The 17,794-nt window shown below is 35.0% G+C and carries 22 protein-coding genes and 2 pseudogenes; 5 read left to right on the top strand and 19 right to left on the bottom strand.

Features of this window, described 5'->3' with window-relative positions; all coding sequences use genetic code 11:
- Positions 1–7: 7 nt before the first annotated feature.
- The 5 genes and pseudogenes from ACLKMH_RS11030 to ACLKMH_RS11010 form a co-directional block, all read right to left on the bottom strand.
- Positions 8–862, bottom strand: coding sequence for a diguanylate cyclase (locus ACLKMH_RS11030; protein WP_413702002.1), 855 nt, complete (start codon positions 860–862; stop codon positions 8–10).
- Between the two features lie 1,051 nt (positions 863–1,913).
- Positions 1,914–2,474, bottom strand: a complete 561-nt coding sequence (locus ACLKMH_RS11025) for a DUF6942 family protein (RefSeq protein WP_413702001.1) — start codon at positions 2,472–2,474, stop codon at positions 1,914–1,916.
- 26 nt (positions 2,475–2,500) lie between these two features.
- Positions 2,501–3,702, bottom strand: a pseudogene (locus ACLKMH_RS11020) (multidrug effflux MFS transporter).
- 251 nt (positions 3,703–3,953) lie between these two features.
- Entirely contained in the window at positions 3,954–4,160 is a 207-nt protein-coding gene (locus ACLKMH_RS11015; protein WP_413702000.1) for a CCE_0567 family metalloprotein, read from the bottom strand.
- Between the two features lie 75 nt (positions 4,161–4,235).
- Positions 4,236–4,643, bottom strand: a complete 408-nt coding sequence (locus tag ACLKMH_RS11010; protein WP_413701999.1) for a GFA family protein — start codon at positions 4,641–4,643, stop codon at positions 4,236–4,238.
- 605 nt (positions 4,644–5,248) lie between these two features.
- On the opposite strand from ACLKMH_RS11010, the gene ACLKMH_RS11005 reads away from it, so the two are divergent.
- From ACLKMH_RS11005 to ACLKMH_RS10990, 4 genes are all read left to right on the top strand, one after another.
- Positions 5,249–5,659 (top strand): AEC family transporter, encoded by a 411-nt coding sequence (locus ACLKMH_RS11005; RefSeq protein ID WP_413701998.1) that lies wholly within the window; start codon positions 5,249–5,251, stop codon positions 5,657–5,659.
- Positions 5,628–6,167 (top strand): AEC family transporter, encoded by a 540-nt coding sequence (locus ACLKMH_RS11000; protein ID WP_413701997.1) that lies wholly within the window; start codon positions 5,628–5,630, stop codon positions 6,165–6,167. Before ACLKMH_RS11005 ends, ACLKMH_RS11000 begins: the two co-directional genes overlap by 32 nt.
- Before the next feature lie 240 nt (positions 6,168–6,407).
- The gene (locus ACLKMH_RS10995) at positions 6,408–6,587 is read left to right on the top strand and encodes a hypothetical protein (protein ID WP_413701996.1); all 180 of its coding nucleotides are present in this window, start codon (positions 6,408–6,410) and stop codon (positions 6,585–6,587) included.
- A complete protein-coding gene (locus ACLKMH_RS10990) occupies positions 6,584–7,753 on the top strand; it encodes an MATE family efflux transporter (protein ID WP_413701995.1) in 1,170 nt (389 codons plus the stop codon). Before ACLKMH_RS10995 ends, ACLKMH_RS10990 begins: the two co-directional genes overlap by 4 nt.
- 60 nt (positions 7,754–7,813) lie before the next feature.
- On the opposite strand, the gene ACLKMH_RS10985 is transcribed toward ACLKMH_RS10990, so the two are convergent.
- From ACLKMH_RS10985 to ACLKMH_RS10965, 5 genes are all read right to left on the bottom strand, one after another.
- On the bottom strand, positions 7,814–8,281 hold the full coding sequence (locus ACLKMH_RS10985) for a 2TM domain-containing protein (RefSeq protein WP_413701994.1): 468 nt from the start codon (positions 8,279–8,281) through the stop codon (positions 7,814–7,816).
- A gap of 173 nt (positions 8,282–8,454) precedes the next feature.
- Positions 8,455–9,342 carry a transglutaminase-like domain-containing protein gene (locus ACLKMH_RS10980; protein ID WP_413701993.1) on the bottom strand — a complete coding sequence of 296 codons (888 nt, stop codon included), beginning with the start codon at positions 9,340–9,342 and terminating at the stop codon, positions 8,455–8,457.
- 399 nt (positions 9,343–9,741) lie between these two features.
- A complete protein-coding gene (locus tag ACLKMH_RS10975; protein WP_413701992.1) occupies positions 9,742–10,008 on the bottom strand; it encodes a hypothetical protein in 267 nt (88 codons plus the stop codon).
- Between the two features lie 577 nt (positions 10,009–10,585).
- Positions 10,586–11,746 (bottom strand): hydroxylamine reductase, encoded by a 1,161-nt coding sequence (gene hcp, locus ACLKMH_RS10970; protein WP_413701991.1) that lies wholly within the window; start codon positions 11,744–11,746, stop codon positions 10,586–10,588.
- Positions 11,731–12,216 carry a hypothetical protein gene (locus ACLKMH_RS10965; RefSeq protein ID WP_413701990.1) on the bottom strand — a complete coding sequence of 162 codons (486 nt, stop codon included), beginning with the start codon at positions 12,214–12,216 and terminating at the stop codon, positions 11,731–11,733. Before ACLKMH_RS10965 ends, hcp begins: the two co-directional genes overlap by 16 nt.
- Before the next feature lie 167 nt (positions 12,217–12,383).
- Here ACLKMH_RS10965 and ACLKMH_RS10960 point away from each other — a divergent pair, with 167 nt between their 5' ends.
- The gene (locus tag ACLKMH_RS10960; RefSeq protein ID WP_413701989.1) at positions 12,384–13,064 is read left to right on the top strand and encodes a Crp/Fnr family transcriptional regulator; all 681 of its coding nucleotides are present in this window, start codon (positions 12,384–12,386) and stop codon (positions 13,062–13,064) included.
- 149 nt (positions 13,065–13,213) lie between these two features.
- Here the strand turns inward: ACLKMH_RS10960 and ACLKMH_RS10955 are convergent, their stop codons facing one another.
- The 9 genes and pseudogenes from ACLKMH_RS10955 to ACLKMH_RS10915 all read right to left on the bottom strand — a co-directional run bounded on the left by ACLKMH_RS10955 (position 13,214) and on the right by ACLKMH_RS10915 (position 17,788).
- Positions 13,214–13,450, bottom strand: coding sequence for a hypothetical protein (locus tag ACLKMH_RS10955; RefSeq protein ID WP_413701988.1), 237 nt, complete (start codon positions 13,448–13,450; stop codon positions 13,214–13,216).
- Positions 13,435–13,608 carry a hypothetical protein gene (locus ACLKMH_RS10950; protein WP_413701987.1) on the bottom strand — a complete coding sequence of 58 codons (174 nt, stop codon included), beginning with the start codon at positions 13,606–13,608 and terminating at the stop codon, positions 13,435–13,437. The genes ACLKMH_RS10955 and ACLKMH_RS10950 overlap by 16 nt, the downstream gene beginning before the upstream one ends.
- 68 nt (positions 13,609–13,676) lie before the next feature.
- Positions 13,677–14,332: pseudogene (locus ACLKMH_RS10945) on the bottom strand (Bax inhibitor-1 family protein).
- Between the two features lie 114 nt (positions 14,333–14,446).
- The gene (locus tag ACLKMH_RS10940) at positions 14,447–14,860 is read right to left on the bottom strand and encodes a hypothetical protein (protein WP_413701986.1); all 414 of its coding nucleotides are present in this window, start codon (positions 14,858–14,860) and stop codon (positions 14,447–14,449) included.
- 1,143 nt (positions 14,861–16,003) lie between these two features.
- Positions 16,004–16,306 (bottom strand): hypothetical protein, encoded by a 303-nt coding sequence (locus ACLKMH_RS10935; RefSeq protein WP_413701985.1) that lies wholly within the window; start codon positions 16,304–16,306, stop codon positions 16,004–16,006.
- 2 nt (positions 16,307–16,308) lie between these two features.
- Positions 16,309–16,479 carry a hypothetical protein gene (locus tag ACLKMH_RS10930; protein WP_413701984.1) on the bottom strand — a complete coding sequence of 57 codons (171 nt, stop codon included), beginning with the start codon at positions 16,477–16,479 and terminating at the stop codon, positions 16,309–16,311.
- A 74-nt stretch (positions 16,480–16,553) separates the two neighbouring features.
- Positions 16,554–16,691 carry a hypothetical protein gene (locus ACLKMH_RS10925; RefSeq protein ID WP_413701983.1) on the bottom strand — a complete coding sequence of 46 codons (138 nt, stop codon included), beginning with the start codon at positions 16,689–16,691 and terminating at the stop codon, positions 16,554–16,556.
- A 234-nt stretch (positions 16,692–16,925) separates the two neighbouring features.
- A complete protein-coding gene (locus ACLKMH_RS10920; protein ID WP_413701982.1) occupies positions 16,926–17,516 on the bottom strand; it encodes a hypothetical protein in 591 nt (196 codons plus the stop codon).
- A 74-nt stretch (positions 17,517–17,590) separates the two neighbouring features.
- A complete protein-coding gene (locus ACLKMH_RS10915; protein ID WP_413702315.1) occupies positions 17,591–17,788 on the bottom strand; it encodes a DUF6678 family protein in 198 nt (65 codons plus the stop codon).
- Between the last annotated feature and the right edge of the window lie 6 nt (positions 17,789–17,794).

The following is a 17,794-nucleotide window of genomic DNA, read 5'->3' as shown; positions in this document are numbered from 1 at the left end:
CCTCTTTCTACAAGTTGGTAACATCTAACCAAAATTCTGGTCGATCAATAGGGGTATCAGGGTGCATATTAGGATTATCAATTCTAATCACAGTACGAGTTTTTAAATTGGTTTTCTCAAGTGCATCTTTAATCATGCGATTGTTTAAAAATAATTTATCAAAACTGCCATCAGCAATGGCCATCTCAAAACCTGTAACTAATTTCTTATGCAAAGCTTTATTTTCTTTATTAACATAAAGGTACATAGCAAAGGGGTAAATCAACAGAATATTTTTTTCAACCGCAAGGTTTAACTCAGGTCGAGAGGCGACTTCATCCCAAGGTTCATGAATTGCACGAGGGTAATAATCGAAACGTTCCCCTTCTAGCATATAAAATAGGTTTGGGTATTTTAGTGTGGTAATAACAGGCGACGAGGCATCTTTTAATACTTTTGTGTCTCCCCAGCGAGTCCCTTGGCCAGCATCCAGTGTTTTTAATTGTTGTAAAGTTTTAATATTATCAAAGCGAGATTGATGCTCTTTTTTAATAATAAAAATACGATGCCCTAGCAGACCTTTGAATAGCGGAATACGCACGGCTTCAAATTGCTCATCCAAACTTGGCGAGGCACCAGACCATAATAAATCGATTTTATTTAGTAGTAGTTCTTCAATGGTTCGTGCTTCAGGAAGTTCTTCAGATATTTGCTTAAGTTTCGCATCAGGATCTGACTTACTCAATATTAAGGTTAAAATTTCTTCAACGAGACTATTTCGACCGACCACCTTATTAATCACAACTTCATTACTGTGCACAGATAAACTACTTGTCAGGCACACCAACATGAGCAAGCCACCTATACATTTATTTAATTTCATATGTATTCCTTTCTTCAACTGAACTTAGTTAGTAAAAACTAACTCTATTGAATATAGACTGAAAATTTTTTTAGAATCTAATTTGAAGAAATTTCGTTATTTTAAATGAGAACTATGATCAACATCTTTGTTTTATAAAATGATACAAAAAAACTACGCTTTGTAACAGTGACCTTAAATAACCTCAGTTTTGGATAAGCAAAACGATACAATACCGTTATTTACGCGTATTTCTGCGTTAAAACATCTCCCAATAACCCGTTATTGTTTCGATAATTCGCCTTGAACTACGCAAAACTAACAGCACTTTATTATATATTTTTTAAATTATTGAAGTTAAATGTTATTTCGCTTCCATTATCCAGAACTGAGGTTAAATAATCTTATTCTGTACTGAAATTAAATAAGCAGAAAGGGTTAAAGCAAGAATTTTTTCAATGTTATTAAGAGGGAAAAATCAAAAATCAGGGAGAGGAAATAGTCGCAGGATATACAAACTAAGCTCAGTTATCTTAAGAGGATAGAGGCTCCTCGAAAATAACAGGCTTGTTTTTTATTTCAAACTAAAGGTGAATCTTTATTAATTTAATTGTTGTGTATTTTTATTTATATTTTTGCTTTCTAATGTTTCATTCACTTCACGTGAAAGTTGAAACCAAAAGCGTTTTCTACCCGTTGTACGAGCCATAAAAAATTCCTTAAATAGAGTGTTACCAATCAGTTTACTGACCCTTTTATTGGTTAAAATAGCTAGCTTCTGTTTTATTCTCAATATCAATTGAGTGCTAACTTTTTAATGGTCTTGTGTTAAAAATTGTAAATTAAAATATGCTAAGAGCTGAATTATTGAATGTGACGATGAAGCGATGGGATATTTATACTAAGGACAACTACGGTGCTGGCGTGGGAGTGACTGAGATAATAACTTGTACTTTACTTTTCATTAATAACTCTAAATTTCAGAGCGAAAGCATCATAACATAAAAAAATAATAATATCTAATATTATTTAAAATAAAACAAAAATAAATAATATTTTAAAAATCAAACAATTAAGCCGATTCGTTTAATAAGCCCCGCATTAAGCCCGCTAAACGAACAATTTTGTTATTAGATAACTGCCGATAATCAAAATAAGGGCAAACAATGACTTTACTATTCACATCAATTGCAAATTGTTCATCTAACCAAATCAAAGAGCTTCTTAATTTACCACTATTTATCAATTCCTTTGCATAGGTTTTACCCATAATAATATGAATACAATCATCACTTTTATTGAGTATCGGTGGCGTAAATAACAACGCAGTACCACTTCCCTGTTGCAATAAAAAATTATCGCGATACAGTCGCCAGGTCGGCGCTAAACATCGATAAGGGAAATAAGTAGGATCAAGTTCATACAGTAATTTACTATAAACATTAAATACTTTTCGCCAGCCATTACCGCAGGCCAAACCGATAGAAGTAATCTCACCACTTACCAAAGGGTATATAGTATCAAGTTTATTATATTCAGACATATTAAGTGTATTTGCTAAATACACCGCTAAGTTAAATGTCGAACAACCTAAACCAATATTTACTATATTTACGGAGTTATTTTCTGGCAATTTGTAAAACTCTCTTGTGAATCTAATTAAGAAGCAACCTGTTGCTCATAGTGCCAATGATTAAAACGAGAGAGCGACATGATAAATGATAATAATAATGCTCCGCCACCAATCATAACAGCACTCGCATAGGAGCTGTTAAACTAGTTTGCTGTAAAGCCCCTGTTAATAAAGCGGCACCGCTCATTTGTATAAATCCTAAAAGTGCGACGACTGTTCCAGCACGCTCTCCAAAACCGCTTAACGCCATGCTTGTTGCTGGCCCAAGTAGCAATGCAAAACCAATGCATAATAATAACATAGGCATCATAAAATAAATGGCGGCAGTAATAGGTTGTTCAACAGGTATTTTTTGCACCACAAGTTGTATCAATGCCGAAAGCACCATCAACCATAAGGCAACTAACACAGTCGGTCGATTACCCAGTTTTTTAATCACTAAAGGCGCAACAAAGCATGCACCAATATTAATAAGCGCATTAATTCCAAACAAGAGACTAAAGGTCATTTCAGATAACCCAAGGTGTTTGATTACCCAGCTTGGCGCATAGGAAACATAAGTTAAAATCGCGACCATTGCCAACATACAAGCACTAGCATAAAACACAAAATGACTATTAGATAAAATAGGCTGATAGCGAGACCAACGATACAATGCCCCACTGGTAACAGTATTTTTAGGACGAGTTTCAGGCAGTTTAAAGGCAACAATAATAAGTACAATTAGTGCATAAGCCGCCATAAAAAAGAAAGTAGAACGCCAACCAAATTGCAATGCTAACATACCACCAAAACTTGGTGCTAGGGCCGGTATAACGCAAATAACACCGTTTAAATAACTATAATAATGCGCACTTTGTTTATTTGAAAAACTATCTCGCACCGCACTAAATACAACAATCGAAGTCGCACATGCGACAATCCCCTGTAAACCTCGAGCTAATTGTAAATAATGAAAATCAGAAGCATAAACTGCAAATAAACTACTCATTATATATAAACAAATGCCAAATAAAGCGATAGGTTTTCGGCCAAAACGGTCAGCTAATGGACCAATCAAAACCTGCCCAATCCCCATCGCAAGCATAAAAATAACCAAAGTAGACTGAATTTGTGCATCCGATACACTAAATTCCATGGCCATTTCTGGCATAGAAGGTAAATAGATATCGATGGCAAGCGGGCTTAAAACCACCATCGACATTAAAATAGGTAACAGTAGTGTCATTTTTTTACTCTTTTAAAAGGGGTTTATGAAGTTAAGCCCGCAGTTTAATGCAAAAGAGATATGAACAGAAATGGCATTATTTCAACAGTGATTTTCCAATTTAGAAAATCAGGTGGTAAGGTTAATCCAATAGGTTAAAACCACTGGTAATTTAAGAGCAAGCAATTTACAGAATAAGAAGTCATTAAAATCGTTATGAGTCCGATCTAATGACCTTCCTATGTATTTTTAAAACAGATTCTACTTTTGCACTATTTGAGAAACTCATGCTTAGCTTTAAATTCATTAACCACTTCCATAGCCACTTCGATATCCTTACTTAAACCAGACAATTTTTGATAGTCTAGCCAAATTGAATCTTCGACAATATCGTGCATTACACCAGCAATTTCCATCACTTTACGTTTGTACTTTGCGAGTTCTTTTTTAAGTTCTTTTTGTTCGTCTGTTAATGCCATAACAACTTCCTTGTATTTTATTAAATTAACAATATTTTATTTTTGACTGAGGTTGATTTGTAACAATATATTAAACTATGCTTCTCGACCTGCTTTAAACTTAGGCAAATCATCTTGTAACTCACACCAATTAGATTTGAAATCAGTATAAATATGGGCATCTACTTGAATTGGAATATCAACATCAAAGGTAGCGATAGCTAATTCAATTTCATTTAAGGGAGCACCTTTAACTCTAAATCCGATGCTAGATCCGCACTCCCCGCAAAATGTTCTAACGGTTCCATTAGGCGCCACAAATTCATTTAAACAGTGAAAACCAGAAAGCCACTTTAAACCAGATACACCAACCAAGGTTGCATAAGCAGCGCCATGAAATTTACGACACATCGAACAATGGCAATTGGCAACTTTCTTAGCAAAACTATTAACCGAGAATGAAATTTCACCACACAAACAACTGCCTTTATACTCGTTTCTCATAATGCATTTCCATAAATTGCATAATATCTTTTAAAGTAGACTTAAATGCTAGCGACGTGAGATAAGCCACTTAATAGCCAGCCAAATAGATAGCACTAGGTAAACCTTTTAAATCAAAGGTTGATAACTTGACCTCATAAAACCATATCGGCTTTTCAATTTTCAAGATGATACTTTTCTATTTAACCTCAGCAATTAACAGCTATTCAAAAACCATCATTGCGCATTTTTACTAGAAAATGAAATATATTATTTTGTTAAAATCAAACTAAACAATACGCTCATGGGGCATTAAATCAACTCTTTATCATCCCAATAAAGCAACTTTTGTAGCCACTAGATTTAGCCTTATCGTAGTTATGAATAATTTTTTATTTGGTTTTATATGAACACATTTATAACATTTAGTTTTTAAATAAAATAAGAGGTTAATAAATGCTCTTTAATGCTGAATTATTGGCTATAAAAAGATGGCAGATTTAATAGAAAAAGAAAATTTATAATAGATATGCGCAATCTGACTTTTTTAATATCAGTCACTTGGTGTATTGTTTATCTTTCTTAGAAAACATACATATTAATGTAAATAATTAAATGGACTCAATATGATCACTTTTATTAACGCACTTATTCCCATCATGGCGCTGATCATACTTGGGTTTATTTTAAAACGGACTAAGTTTCTACCCGAAGAAACCTGGCCAGGAATGGAAAAACTAACTTATTTTATACTTTTCCCTGCATTATTAATTAAAACCCTAGGCCAACAATCCTTGGCGGGTGGTTCCTGGATGTCGATGTTATTGGTTATTTTTGGCACTTTAATGTCATCTGCATTATTACTCATTATTTTGCGAAAGAAGATGACAACAAATAATGCGACCTTTACATCAATATTCCAAGGAGGCATTCGTTTCAATACCTATATCGCCTTTGCCGTTGCACAAAGTTTATATGGGGCAATTGGACTTGGAATAAGCTCTGTTGCTTGCTGGCTTTATGATTGTATTAATTAATATTTTCTGTATTTCTGCATTTATTATTTGGGGAAAATCAACCATTAGTGGCACCTTACAATTTTTAAAAACAATTGTGTTTAATCCCTTGATAATAGGTTGTAGTATTGGTTGGTTTCTAAGTTTGAGTGGTATTGGTGTGCCCACTATTGCAGAGGATATTTTGGAGATCATCGCAAGAGTCGCATTACCCTTTGGCTTACTTGCTGTTGGTCTTGCATTAAAACTTGAATCCATTAGTGGCCACTTCAAAGCGATCGCTTTCTCCTCTACTATTCAGTTTGTAATAAAACCCTTGGTTGCGATTGCTCTTATTTCCTACACAGGCCTCAATGATGTGATAGCGGCAGTATTAATGATCGCCTTTATCACCCCAACAGCGCCCTCTTCATACATATTAGCTCGACAATTAGGCGGAGATGTTGAATCGATGGCCTCTATTATTACTATGCAAACCCTAGTAGCATTTATAATGATGCCATTATTAGCTATGTTATTGTTTAATTAGCATGAATGTAATACTTGAATGACTGTGTGTTTAACGCAAAGCATTTGAGGAACACTTTCCATAAATAATATCTCACCATAAAATCTAAAAATTTATTTTTAATTCGATATTATTGTGTTTTTTCACCAAGAAGATATATTCATTAGCCATAATGTAAACCTTTACATAGCAGCCAATTTACAGCAAAATATCGCCCTCTTACATCGTCTATTTCTTACCTTCACATAAATCAAGGTTGCTATGCCTAATTCATCTACTTCATTAAACAAACGAATGAATATAGTGACTTTAACTTGGCCTATTTTTATTGAAGTGTTGCTACGAACTGCACTCAGTACCACAGATGTATTTATGTTAAGTGGCTACTCTGATCTTGCAGTGTCCGCAGTGGGTGTAGTTAGCCAAATTTCATTTTCTTGATTGTTGTTTCCATGATGGTAAGCAGTGGAACGGGTATATTAATTGCACAATACAATGGTGCATCTCGTGACCAGGAGGCTACTAATGTCGGGGTGGCGAGTATAGTATTAGCGATTTTTGTTGGTCTCGGCCTAAGTTTAGCACTGCTGGTCGGGTCATCTTCTTTTATTGCATTATTTGGTTTAGAAAAACAAGTTGCTCAGTTCGGTTATAACTATCTTATTATTAGTGGTTCCTTTACTTTTAACGTCACAATAGGCATTGTCCTGACGACAATTTTAAGAAGTCATGGTTATTCTCGATCACCTATGGTGATTAATTTTATTGCAGGAATAATCAATATCGCAGGTAACTATATTGCCCTTTATCAACCCTTTGGACTGCCTGTTTACGGCGTTAAAGGCGTCGCTATTGCAACAGTAATAAGTCAAGTTGCTAGCACCCTGATGTTATACTACATGATACGTTTTGAAGGTATCGATTTACCCTTTCAACAATGGAAACAAATCCCAAAAACTATCTATCATAAAATCATCAAAATTGGTGCAATGAATGCCGGTGAAATCCTCTCTTACAATATGGCTCAAATGGCAATTACTTTTTTTGTTGTACAGATGGGAACATCATCATTAGTCGCTTATACCTACGCACAAAATATAACACGGCTATCCTTTGCTTTTACCCTCGCTTTAGGCCAAGCAACACAAATTCAGACCAGTTACTTTATCGGCAAACAGTGGGTTGATGATATTTATATTCGCGTACAAAAATACTTTTTAGTGGGTTTATTTGTATCAACCGCAGTGATATTACTTATTTTTGCTTTTAGATACCCAATTATTGATATTTTTACCCAGGACAGTAACATCATCCCTCTGATTGCGATGCTCATTGCCGGTTCAATATTTATTGAATCAGGGCGTGTATTTAACCTTATTTTTATTTCCGCATTAAAAGGTGCTGGCGATATTAAATTTCCTGTGCAGATGGGCATTTTTAGTATGTGGGGGATAGCCGTTTTCTGTGCTTATTTACTTGGCATACAGTGGGAATATGGCGTGATCGGCGCCTGGTTAGCCATCGGGTTAGATGAATGGTTCCGTGGCATTATCATGTTTAAACGCTGGCGTTCAAAGGTCTGGACACGTTTTTCATTAACAGAATAAACATAAACAATGTCCACCCCATACGCATCCATAACTAATTATTTTAGATACTTCTACGGTTCATAATTTCCTACCTAACCTTTTTTCAATTTGCTTTTTTTCCCACTTAGCACCCAATAAATTAAACACTTCAAAGGCATTTAATGCATGATTGATAATGCCAATTCCCCAGCCTAATGCTGGCCACAAAGCCCATATATAATCAGGGCCAGTCGCAAAGTTAATAATAAACAGTAATGTGATCACTAAAACATAAGTGATTAAATGACTATAAAACCCCTTAATAGCTCTAACTTGATCGATGGTATTTTTTTCTTCTTCTGTCATTAAGGTTTCGCTATTCATAGTTGACTCCGTTTGTAATTGAGAAATATCGATTTCAAATACAGCGACCAAAGATTTTAATGATTCTAGTCCAGGTTTTTGCCCTCGTTCAATGCGTTGAATTGTACGAATACTTAACCCACTACACTCAGCTAAATGCTCCTGAGACCAACCACGTTGTAAGCGTAATTTTCTGACTAACATATAAAACCCTTATTTACTGATTCAGCAACAAACCTACACAAGAATATTGATATTTAATACGACAGCAACCTGACACATAGGTGACAGTTGTTTAATTTCAAATAGTTACAAATTAAAAAGCATAAAGTAGAAGAATGAATTTCAATTATTCTAAACTTTACAATAGGTGATTTCTATTTTTTAAGATCATGTTTTGAGAGCAATTCGGAAATAGTTGGCGCGTCAGAAACATGCCAACCAAAGGGAAATTTCAACTCATCTAGTGACTCGATGGCATTTCTGGCACCGAAACAATCTGAACAAGAGCTCAAGATTGCTAAATGGTCTAAAAGCTCACATTCAACCTTATTAGGGAGCCCTGTGTTTGTTAATATCCCCCATCCTGTATCCCAAGCCATCAATTCTATTTTACTCAGAGCAAAAAGGTCTCTCACCAAATTACCTTTAATAAAAGAATATCCACTGAGATTAAATATTCCAAAACTTTCTGCATCAGCTTCCTGATCACGACACATTCTCCACGCCTCGCCAGCATACATAAATTCAGAGGCAGGAACATCATATTTATCGAAGCTAAATTTTAGTCTGTCATAATGAACATTATCTAATTGCCCATCAACCATAACCCAACGGAGCTGTAATTCATTCCAGTATTCACAAACCCAGTGATCTTCATATCGTCCCGGAGTTAAATACTTACAAAAACCACACCTGATCCTCGCTGGGACCCCTTTTTCACGAAGTATTGAACAAAGTAATAAGGAAAAGTCACGACAAATGCTCACAACCTTATTCTTAGACAAATGCTTATCAACAAGAGAACCTCCAGACTTAAGTTCAGATTGTTTTAAAATGTCATTAGCATTTCGAATTTGCATATCTGAAAAACGAATAGCATCTTCGATTTCACAACCGTAACAATCAATCCAATAGGAATGAATCAGGTTATTCTGGATAAAAGAACAAATATCACTCATGTTATTTGGTAAGGTTTGAATTAGTGCCTTGAAGTCTTTAACTTCACTTACCTCACTGTGTAATAAGTAGAAATCCAATTCCATACTAACTCCTTAATTTCTTAAAATAATCAGCAACTGGTTCGTCTGCTTATTTAAAAATAAAAGTCACAGTAATTTACATTTAATGGGTACTCAATCAATTATTTATTTTTCAATAATTGATTAAAAGAAATGAGCCATTGGAGCAGTTTTTATAGAAAATGATGAAAGTTTCAGTGAGGAACAAAGTCTTCTGTTTAAGAACAGACAAATTATCATCGCAGATATTATCAGGGTTACAAGGGCCATTATTGGATAATAATGAGTATGTTTTGAATGCTTCAATAGTAAATTTCAATACTAGCAATATCTTCGTTATATTCCTGTCGAATACTCCCCCATAATCTAAAGCTTATAAATATCATCAATAACAGCCACACTAGCAAAGCAAGATTCGATTGTTTAAAGCTTTGCCTGATAAAGTGTAAAAGTGCTCTGTCCTTCTGTTTTTATCATTAATTGAGCTTGCTCAGGTTTATCCCAGGACACTTGCTGAAATAATGAAATAAATTCATCAATATTCAAATAATCAATGGCGATCATAAATACATCACAGCTCATAGACTTTCTTCCCCCCGAATGCCTATTCACGCAATGAAGCCTGGAACCTTGATAATGTTTATATAAATAATCATTTAACATATCGACACTTCCGTGATCGCTGTTCATCCAAGCTCCATCATGTATAGATGTAGTTAATATTAAATTAGTAATACAAGTCATCATTTTACCGAGCAAAAATATCACAATAACCAATAAAGAAAGCTAAATCAATCGAATGAAAAATAACACTCTTTGATGGACTGCAGAGTTAAACTCAGTTCTGGATAAGCAAAACGATACAGTACCGTTATTTACGCGTATTTCTGCGTTAAATCATCTCCCAATAACCCGTTATTGCTTCGATAATTCGCCTTGAACTACGCAAAACTAACAGCACTGTATTATATATTTTTAAGTTATTGAAATTTAATGTTATTTCACTTCCATTATCCAGAGCTGAGGTTAGTTAATAAATTCATGAAGGTAATATTAGTTTCACAAACATTAGCAATGCCACAATTGGTCACCAAGTATAATAAATAACCAAACAAGCCTATTTTAGGCATAAAGAAAGAAGGGTGAACACCCTATTTTTATTATTGTGATTACATATTTGAAAGAACTTAAGTCTAAATTTTTTCACAAATATGATTAAAAATTGCAGTGGGTTATCAACACTTTATTTATTGATAACCCATACAAATTAAGCGACCCCCATCATCTCTTTAACATCTTCTTTTACACTACCAATGCCTTTAATATCAAAATTATCTACTAACACCTTAGAAACATTGGGAGAAAGAAAAGCAGGAAGTGTTGGACCTAACCTTAATCCTTTAACACCTAAATGAAGTAGAGCAAGTAAAACTGTAACCGCTTTTTGCTCATACCAAGCAATATCAAAAGCAATCGGTAGATCATTGATATCTTCAAGCTCAAAAACCTCTTTTAGCTTCAGGGCGATGACCGCTAGAGAATATGAATCATTACATTGCCCTGCATCTAACACACGAGGAATGCCACCAATATCACCTAAGTCTAATTTGTTATAACGATATTTTGCACAGCCTGCCGTCAGAATAATAGAATCTTGGGGCAATGCTTCGGCAACATCAGTGAAATAATCTCTCGCTGAATGACGACCATCACAGCCTGCCATAACCACAAATTTTTTCACTGCCCCCGTCTTCACCGCATCTACCACTTTATCTGCAAGAGCAAAGACTTGTGCATGAGCAAATCCACCGACAATAGTGCCAGTTTCAAGCTCTTTGGGTGATTGACATGTTTTAGCTAAAGCAATAATGTTTGAGAAATCTTTTGTGCCATTGTTGTCTGCAATGTGTTTCACACCTGGGTAGCCAGTCACACCCGTTGTATATATTCTATTTTTATAAGACTCATCAACAGATGTAATACAATTCGTGGTCATTAATATTGGGCCATTAAAAGATTCAAACTCTTCATCTTGTTGCCACCAAGCATTGCCGTAGTTGCCAACAAAATGTTTATATTTTTTAAATGCAGGATAATAGTGAGCAGGTAACATCTCACTGTGAGTATAAATATCAACACCAGTGCCTTCGGTTTGCTTGAGCAACTCTTCCATATCTTTCAAATCATGCCCTGAAATCAAAATGCCAGGATTCGATTGCACACCGATATTCACCTCTGTCATTTCAGGGTGACCATAAGTTTCGGTATTGGCTTTATCAAGCAATGCCATAGTAGTGACCGAAACCTCTCCTGTTTTCATGATCAGAGAAACCATTTCATCAACACTTAATGCTTTGGTAGTTGCAGATAACGCTGTGAAAATAAATTCATAGATTAGCGGATCTTCATAACCTAAAATCGCGAGCATGGTTCAGCATAGGCGACCATGCCCTTGATGCCATAAGTTAATAAAGCTCTTAAAGAACGAATATCTTCATTCTCGGTTTCTAAAATACCAATGGACTCTGCTTTAGCAAGGTAATCAGATTCAGAATTTACCGTCCATGTTACACAGTCATGCAGACCAATGTTTAATTCTGAACTTGCTTGAAGTGTCTCTCGAATCATTAAGCCTCGGTTAATAAGATCTGTAATTTTACCATCATCAAAATTTGCATTCGTGATGGTAACAAAAAGCGCTTGATTAATGTAACGCCCTACTTCCATATCAACATGCCCTTTTGAGGCTTGCTCCTGTGCATAAATAGCAACACCTGTTGCAGTGTAGATTAATAGATCCTGAAGGTTTGAGGTAGACTCAGTTTTCCCACATTTCCCCTTTTCTGCACAGCCAGTATTACCGCGAGCTTCTTGGCACTGATAACAAAACATACTCATTTTATCTTCTCCTATCTGCCGATATTTACGGCTTTATTATTTAAGTTCAATAATAAGATAGCGATCTTCAATCAAGAGTTATGTAACATAAGTTACATTCAATCATTTATTCAATTTCAAGAATGAAATAAAGCACTACAACAGCTATATTTCATAAGTAGCCAATTATGTTAAAAAATGACGCAGAAACGCTTTCAACTAGTCCTCTATTTAATGGGATCAGCACCGAAGAGATTATAAAAATATTTAACAGCACACCATTCATTATTAAAAGTCATCCTCTAGGCTCTTTGATCATGCATAGGGGCGATGAATATGATTCGCTTCGAATTCTATTGGAGGGCGAGGTATCTGCCGAGATCCAAGATGCCACAGGCAAAACAATAAAAATCGAAAATTTGCAATCTCCCGATGCCCTAGCCCTTGGGGTTTTATTTGCTGAAGATAATACAATACCTGTCACCGTGGTTGCACAAACCGATATACGGCTCATTTCTATTTCTAAAGAATCAATCATTGCCATTGCTCAAACCAATAAACAATTTTTATCAAATTACTTTACACAATCAGGTAATAAAGTCGTTTTTCTTGTCGAAAAGTTACGTCTTCTTAAGTTTTCATCACTCAAGCAAAAATTTTCCGGTTACATATTAAATTTGTCTGAAAAACAAAAAAGTAATACGGTGAAACTCCCCTATAACAGAGAAGAGTTAGCTGAATTATTTGGAGTAGCGCGCCCTTCATTGTCTAGGATTTGCTCAGAGATGTCAGATCAGGGAGTTTTAAGTATCGACGGAAAAACTATCTCCATATTAAATAGTGAAGCATTAAAAAACTCTTTATCTTAATTCAATAAAAAAAACCAATTCAAATTTATTTACCTTAGAATAATGACACGACTTCTTTTTTGCCGAAGCGATAATGCGTTTGGGGAGAAATTCTACAGACTGAATGCCCTAAGTAAGTAGAACGAACACAGCGATTTTAATTAACTTTATTAAGTGTGCTGAACTGTTTCCCAGACTACGTCTGCTATTTCATTTTCTTCATTTAAAATTATTTTTAATGCTTCAAGCATTGGTGTTGCTAAATGTGCAGGAGCTACTTTCTTGGAAAATAAACCTTTAGAGTGACACTTTAAAAAACATTTCCATCCATTTGTTGTTTCTACTATATTGCCACAACATAACCAATATTCATTATCATCAAAAAAGTATTCTAAAAACCACCCCAATCTTCTGATTCTGGATAAGAAGTAATAATATTTTTTTCAGCCAACTTTTTACTCAACCAATATGCTAGTTCGGCACCATAAACTTCAGGATTAACTTGAGAGTCTTCAGGCAAAAATGGTTTAAATAAATCAGATTTAAAAGTTACTGTATTTTTCATAACTGACTCCTAATGCTTCAAACACAGTTCCTGCTTTTCTGTGTAGGAGTCATTTGACTATTCTAGGCTTATTTTCGACCAAGTATTCTTAAAATACGTAGGAATAAATTAATAATATCCATGTACAGTCGTATTGCACTATCAACGGCATTATCAAGTGTTTTGGGAATTTGATTAGCGCGCCCCCAGTCATAGCCTATATATCCGCAGAAGATCAAAACTACGATCCAATCGATGATTCCATGATGAATTCCAAAAACAAATATTTCAATAAGTTCTACGATTATCACAAGAAATAAGGCAACTGTAAGTGCGCCTGCTATTTTTTTAAAAAGGTAGGGAACATAGAGCCTAAGCACATCATGCCAATAGTTACTAAGCCCGTTATTCGAATAGCTTCAGAGACGAGAGTAGCATCATAGCGACTAACAACCAGATTGATAATCAAGCCAAATGGAACCACTACAAAATTATATCCAATAAAGCTAACAACTGGGTTACTGGAGCCATTGAATAAATAGATCCCAAAGAAGCAAGATGCAAAATACCCAATAAAAAATATCCATGGGTTAATATTTACAATCGATTGAGGATCAATATTTGTAACCATCAACCAATTTATAACGAAGCCCCAACATAGCGTCAAACCGATTGCAAAATTATAAGCTGTCGCACTAATAATAGGATCACTTGTATGAGTTCTATCAAATACATCTACTTCCATGTTATTTCCTTGTTATTGTGTGCATGAGGCTTTGCCAAAAGAACAAAATAGTGGCCTAAAATTTGTTAAGAAATTCAACATAGCCTACTTTTTTATTATAATTATAAATTCTTGTTAGGTGCATTTATCACTAAAGAATAGCCAACTACCAATAAGCTTATTCTCAATTGGAAAACGTACATCCGAGCCATAAACCACAAATGTATTTATTGCCTTGTACATTACATCAGGTCGTTTTAAAAAAGCACAACTCAATTGATTTATAGAATCTTTAAAAAGCGCTGGCTCAATAGTAAAACTAGGCTCAATTATAATCTTCAAGCCATTTGTCAGATCATAACTTACATTTTTGATTTCTGGATGCTTATCCTTAACTAAACTGACCAATTGACTACGCAATTCACCTTCATGGATATTGTTAAAATAAGGTTCCATAATAGCATCGTAAGACAAACTACCTAACTCAAGCACAATGATAAGAGTGAACAGTATTTTCAAATACTTATTTTTACTTAATTCTTTAGACATCAACAATCACCTAACGCTTATATTAACAGACTAAAAATTGTGGGCTAAAATCTGAGCAGAGTGAGATAGCCCTCTGTTTTTAGTCCTTGTTGACTTGTCTTGTTAGTACTTTAACCCTAAGCTCAAAATTTATTCTGTTTTCAGGGTTTCTAATTTTAATATTGTATTGCGAATGTGAGAAATGCGAACTTGAAGCCCTTCCGTGATGGGGCCTCCATGTGAGGTCGCATTGTTAAATCCCGGTGTAACAGAAAAATCTGAATAGCTAAACTTGACCCTTTAACAGTAAAACTTTCACGCTTATGCCCTGCATAAGGTATTGGGTCAAAGTTCTGTACTAGCCCTTCAACCACATCATATTTTCCCTGCTCATATTTAGAAAGAAGCGAGTAAAGTTTCGTAGCCAAACCATACCCAGCGAATGTTGTCCAACATACTGAAAACATGAGAAAGAAACCCAAGCCTATATTTAGGCTCTTTTTAGTAGCCGGCTTTCCTAAAACGTTAAAATTCCAGCCTAATAATTTGTCTTTATTTTTTATCCCGATTACAGTGATTAACATGAATAGTACGCCAGGAAGAATAAAAAAAGTGACCAAAAACCTTCATACTTTATGTCAAAAACCACTTCGTACATCTCAACCTCTATATAGTGCTAACGAGGCTGTAGAATTTCTCATTTTCAGCCTGATTATTTAAAATAAAAACCACATTAATTCATATTTAGTTGAGATTCCAATAGATTATTCGATTTTCAATAAATGATTGATTAAGGATCGGTCAAAATTACTTGCGCTTTAGTTTCAAAAGAGGTGGTCATTTCAGGCTTTTTGAAAAAATTTAGCGCAAGTTATTGTGTAACGATGACTAAATTGGGTTGTAAACGTGTTTCTGAGGCTGATTAGGCTGAATTATTGCGCTTTAAGGGCTTTTCCCTTGGATTAATGTAAACTATTCCTTAACTTCTCTTTATTATGAATAACAGTATGAGCTAAGACAAACCATCTGCCACTGGGTATTCACTTTCTCTTCGTCGCGTAGCGTGAATTTATTCATGCCTTTATTCACGCAATATGACCAAAGACAGACTCAATAGCACCGAGTTGTCTACTTTATTCCCTCTGCCAGGGCTACTATTAAATTTCACTCGCATTCTATCGGTATAAGAAATGCGATTCGTTGTTTTGCCTGTTTCAAATTGCACTTGCCGACCATGTTTAGTGGACGTTTTTCGCTTCTAAATGCAGTGTCGACAATGTAAGTATCGAGCCGTATTGTAGCCATAAACTCAAGATTGACTTCACTATGAAAACCGCTATAAGCAGTAAACTTTGCTTCACACAAGGCATCAGGTGTACCAAGTTTAGTCTGTTGTTTTTTTAAATCTTCGATAGCAGGTTTTAACGTTTGTTGCTCTCCCACACTTCCCCAAACTTGGGCTTGCATAATCACTTAATGCTTATCATCGTTAATGGCAAGCCGTTATAGCCTTGGATAGTGCCTTTACTGGTGCTCACCTTGGCACTGTCAAGGTCGGTAATATTGGTTTCACAAGCATTAGCAATGCATCGACTACTAACTAATCCGCGTGAATAACCAAACAAGATTATTTTCAGCATGACAGAAGGAGGATAAGCGACACCATTTTTACCGTTGTCGTACTATTTGTTAGTCAAATCTTTGCGTACTTAAATCAAGGTGCTTCATTTAATGTATAGGCGACGATATGAGAAAGCGCGTATTCAAAGGTACAGGGGATAATTTGCTGTGCAAAATCAATCGGAATGAATTTACTTTGGCAAGATAAGTCAAGTTTCCCCTTTGCTTTCAAATAAGAGCCATCACATTTAACTCTGAGTAAATAATAACAATTAGATCACAGTTGACAATCGCATAAAGTTTATTTTTTGTACAATACAGCAAAATTAAAAAAGAGCTATAAATGTTCTTTTGGGTGAATTTCTACAGCCTCAACGCCCCTAATAATGGGCTAAAATTGTTTGCTAAAATATTGAGAAAAGAAAACAGCAAACTGTTTTTTGTTATGTTAATTAGCTTGTTATATTCAAAACTTGTTGGGCTGAATAAAAACAACACCTTCTTCTGTTATTTTTGTTTTTCCATTCATATCCTGATCATGCCACGACCCTTTTCCCATTTTTAACGATGCAACTGCCTCTGAATTAATCGTCATTGTGCTCATAGCATAGCCGGCTTGCTTTCTCATTGTTACGTCTACAGCATCAATTGGCAAAACATTAGGATATTCTAGTTGTTCAATTTCTACGTTTTGCTCAGTCGTTTTGATCTGCCAAAACTCTGATTCTGTAATCCAAAGTTGATAGGTACTAGGGTATTTATTACCTGCGGGAGTATTTACAGAAGCAATAGACAATATTCCGCCACTTTGCGGCACTTCCATCTTTGCTCGAGAATTCTTATATAAATTGAAATTTGTATCAGTTGTCATTTTGAGCGTAGATGATGCATCTTGTTCAATGACTTCGGCTGATTTGACATTATTAAACTCAGGAGTTTTGTTAGAACTATTTATTAACGTGGGAATGACAACTTGTAGCCCTATATAGGCAATAAAAATAAAGGCTATAGCGAAGCCACTGCCAAACACAATTCCATTTACAAACCTTTTAAACACGCAGATTCCTCGTTTGAATATAACACCACAATAAATAGCACGAAGGTTGGCTCTATTTTACGAGCTTTTTATTTTTAGCAAAAACAACGACAGCCGTTATGCGCTTGCTTTAATTGCCTTGCTATATTTTTAACCCTATAACCAATATATAAATCTAACTCGTTCAACGCATAAAATGGTTTATTCCATTTTGTTGTATTCATCGTCCCAACAAGTTGGTCTCGATTAATTATGACATTTAGATTTTTTATTCTTGTTTTATATAGATCCATTTTTCC

It is taken from the genome of Psychromonas sp. KJ10-10 (assembly GCF_047323245.1).
Classification (GTDB): Bacteria; Pseudomonadota; Gammaproteobacteria; order Enterobacterales; family Psychromonadaceae; genus Psychromonas.
This window is presented reverse-complemented; position numbering and strand designations above follow the sequence as displayed.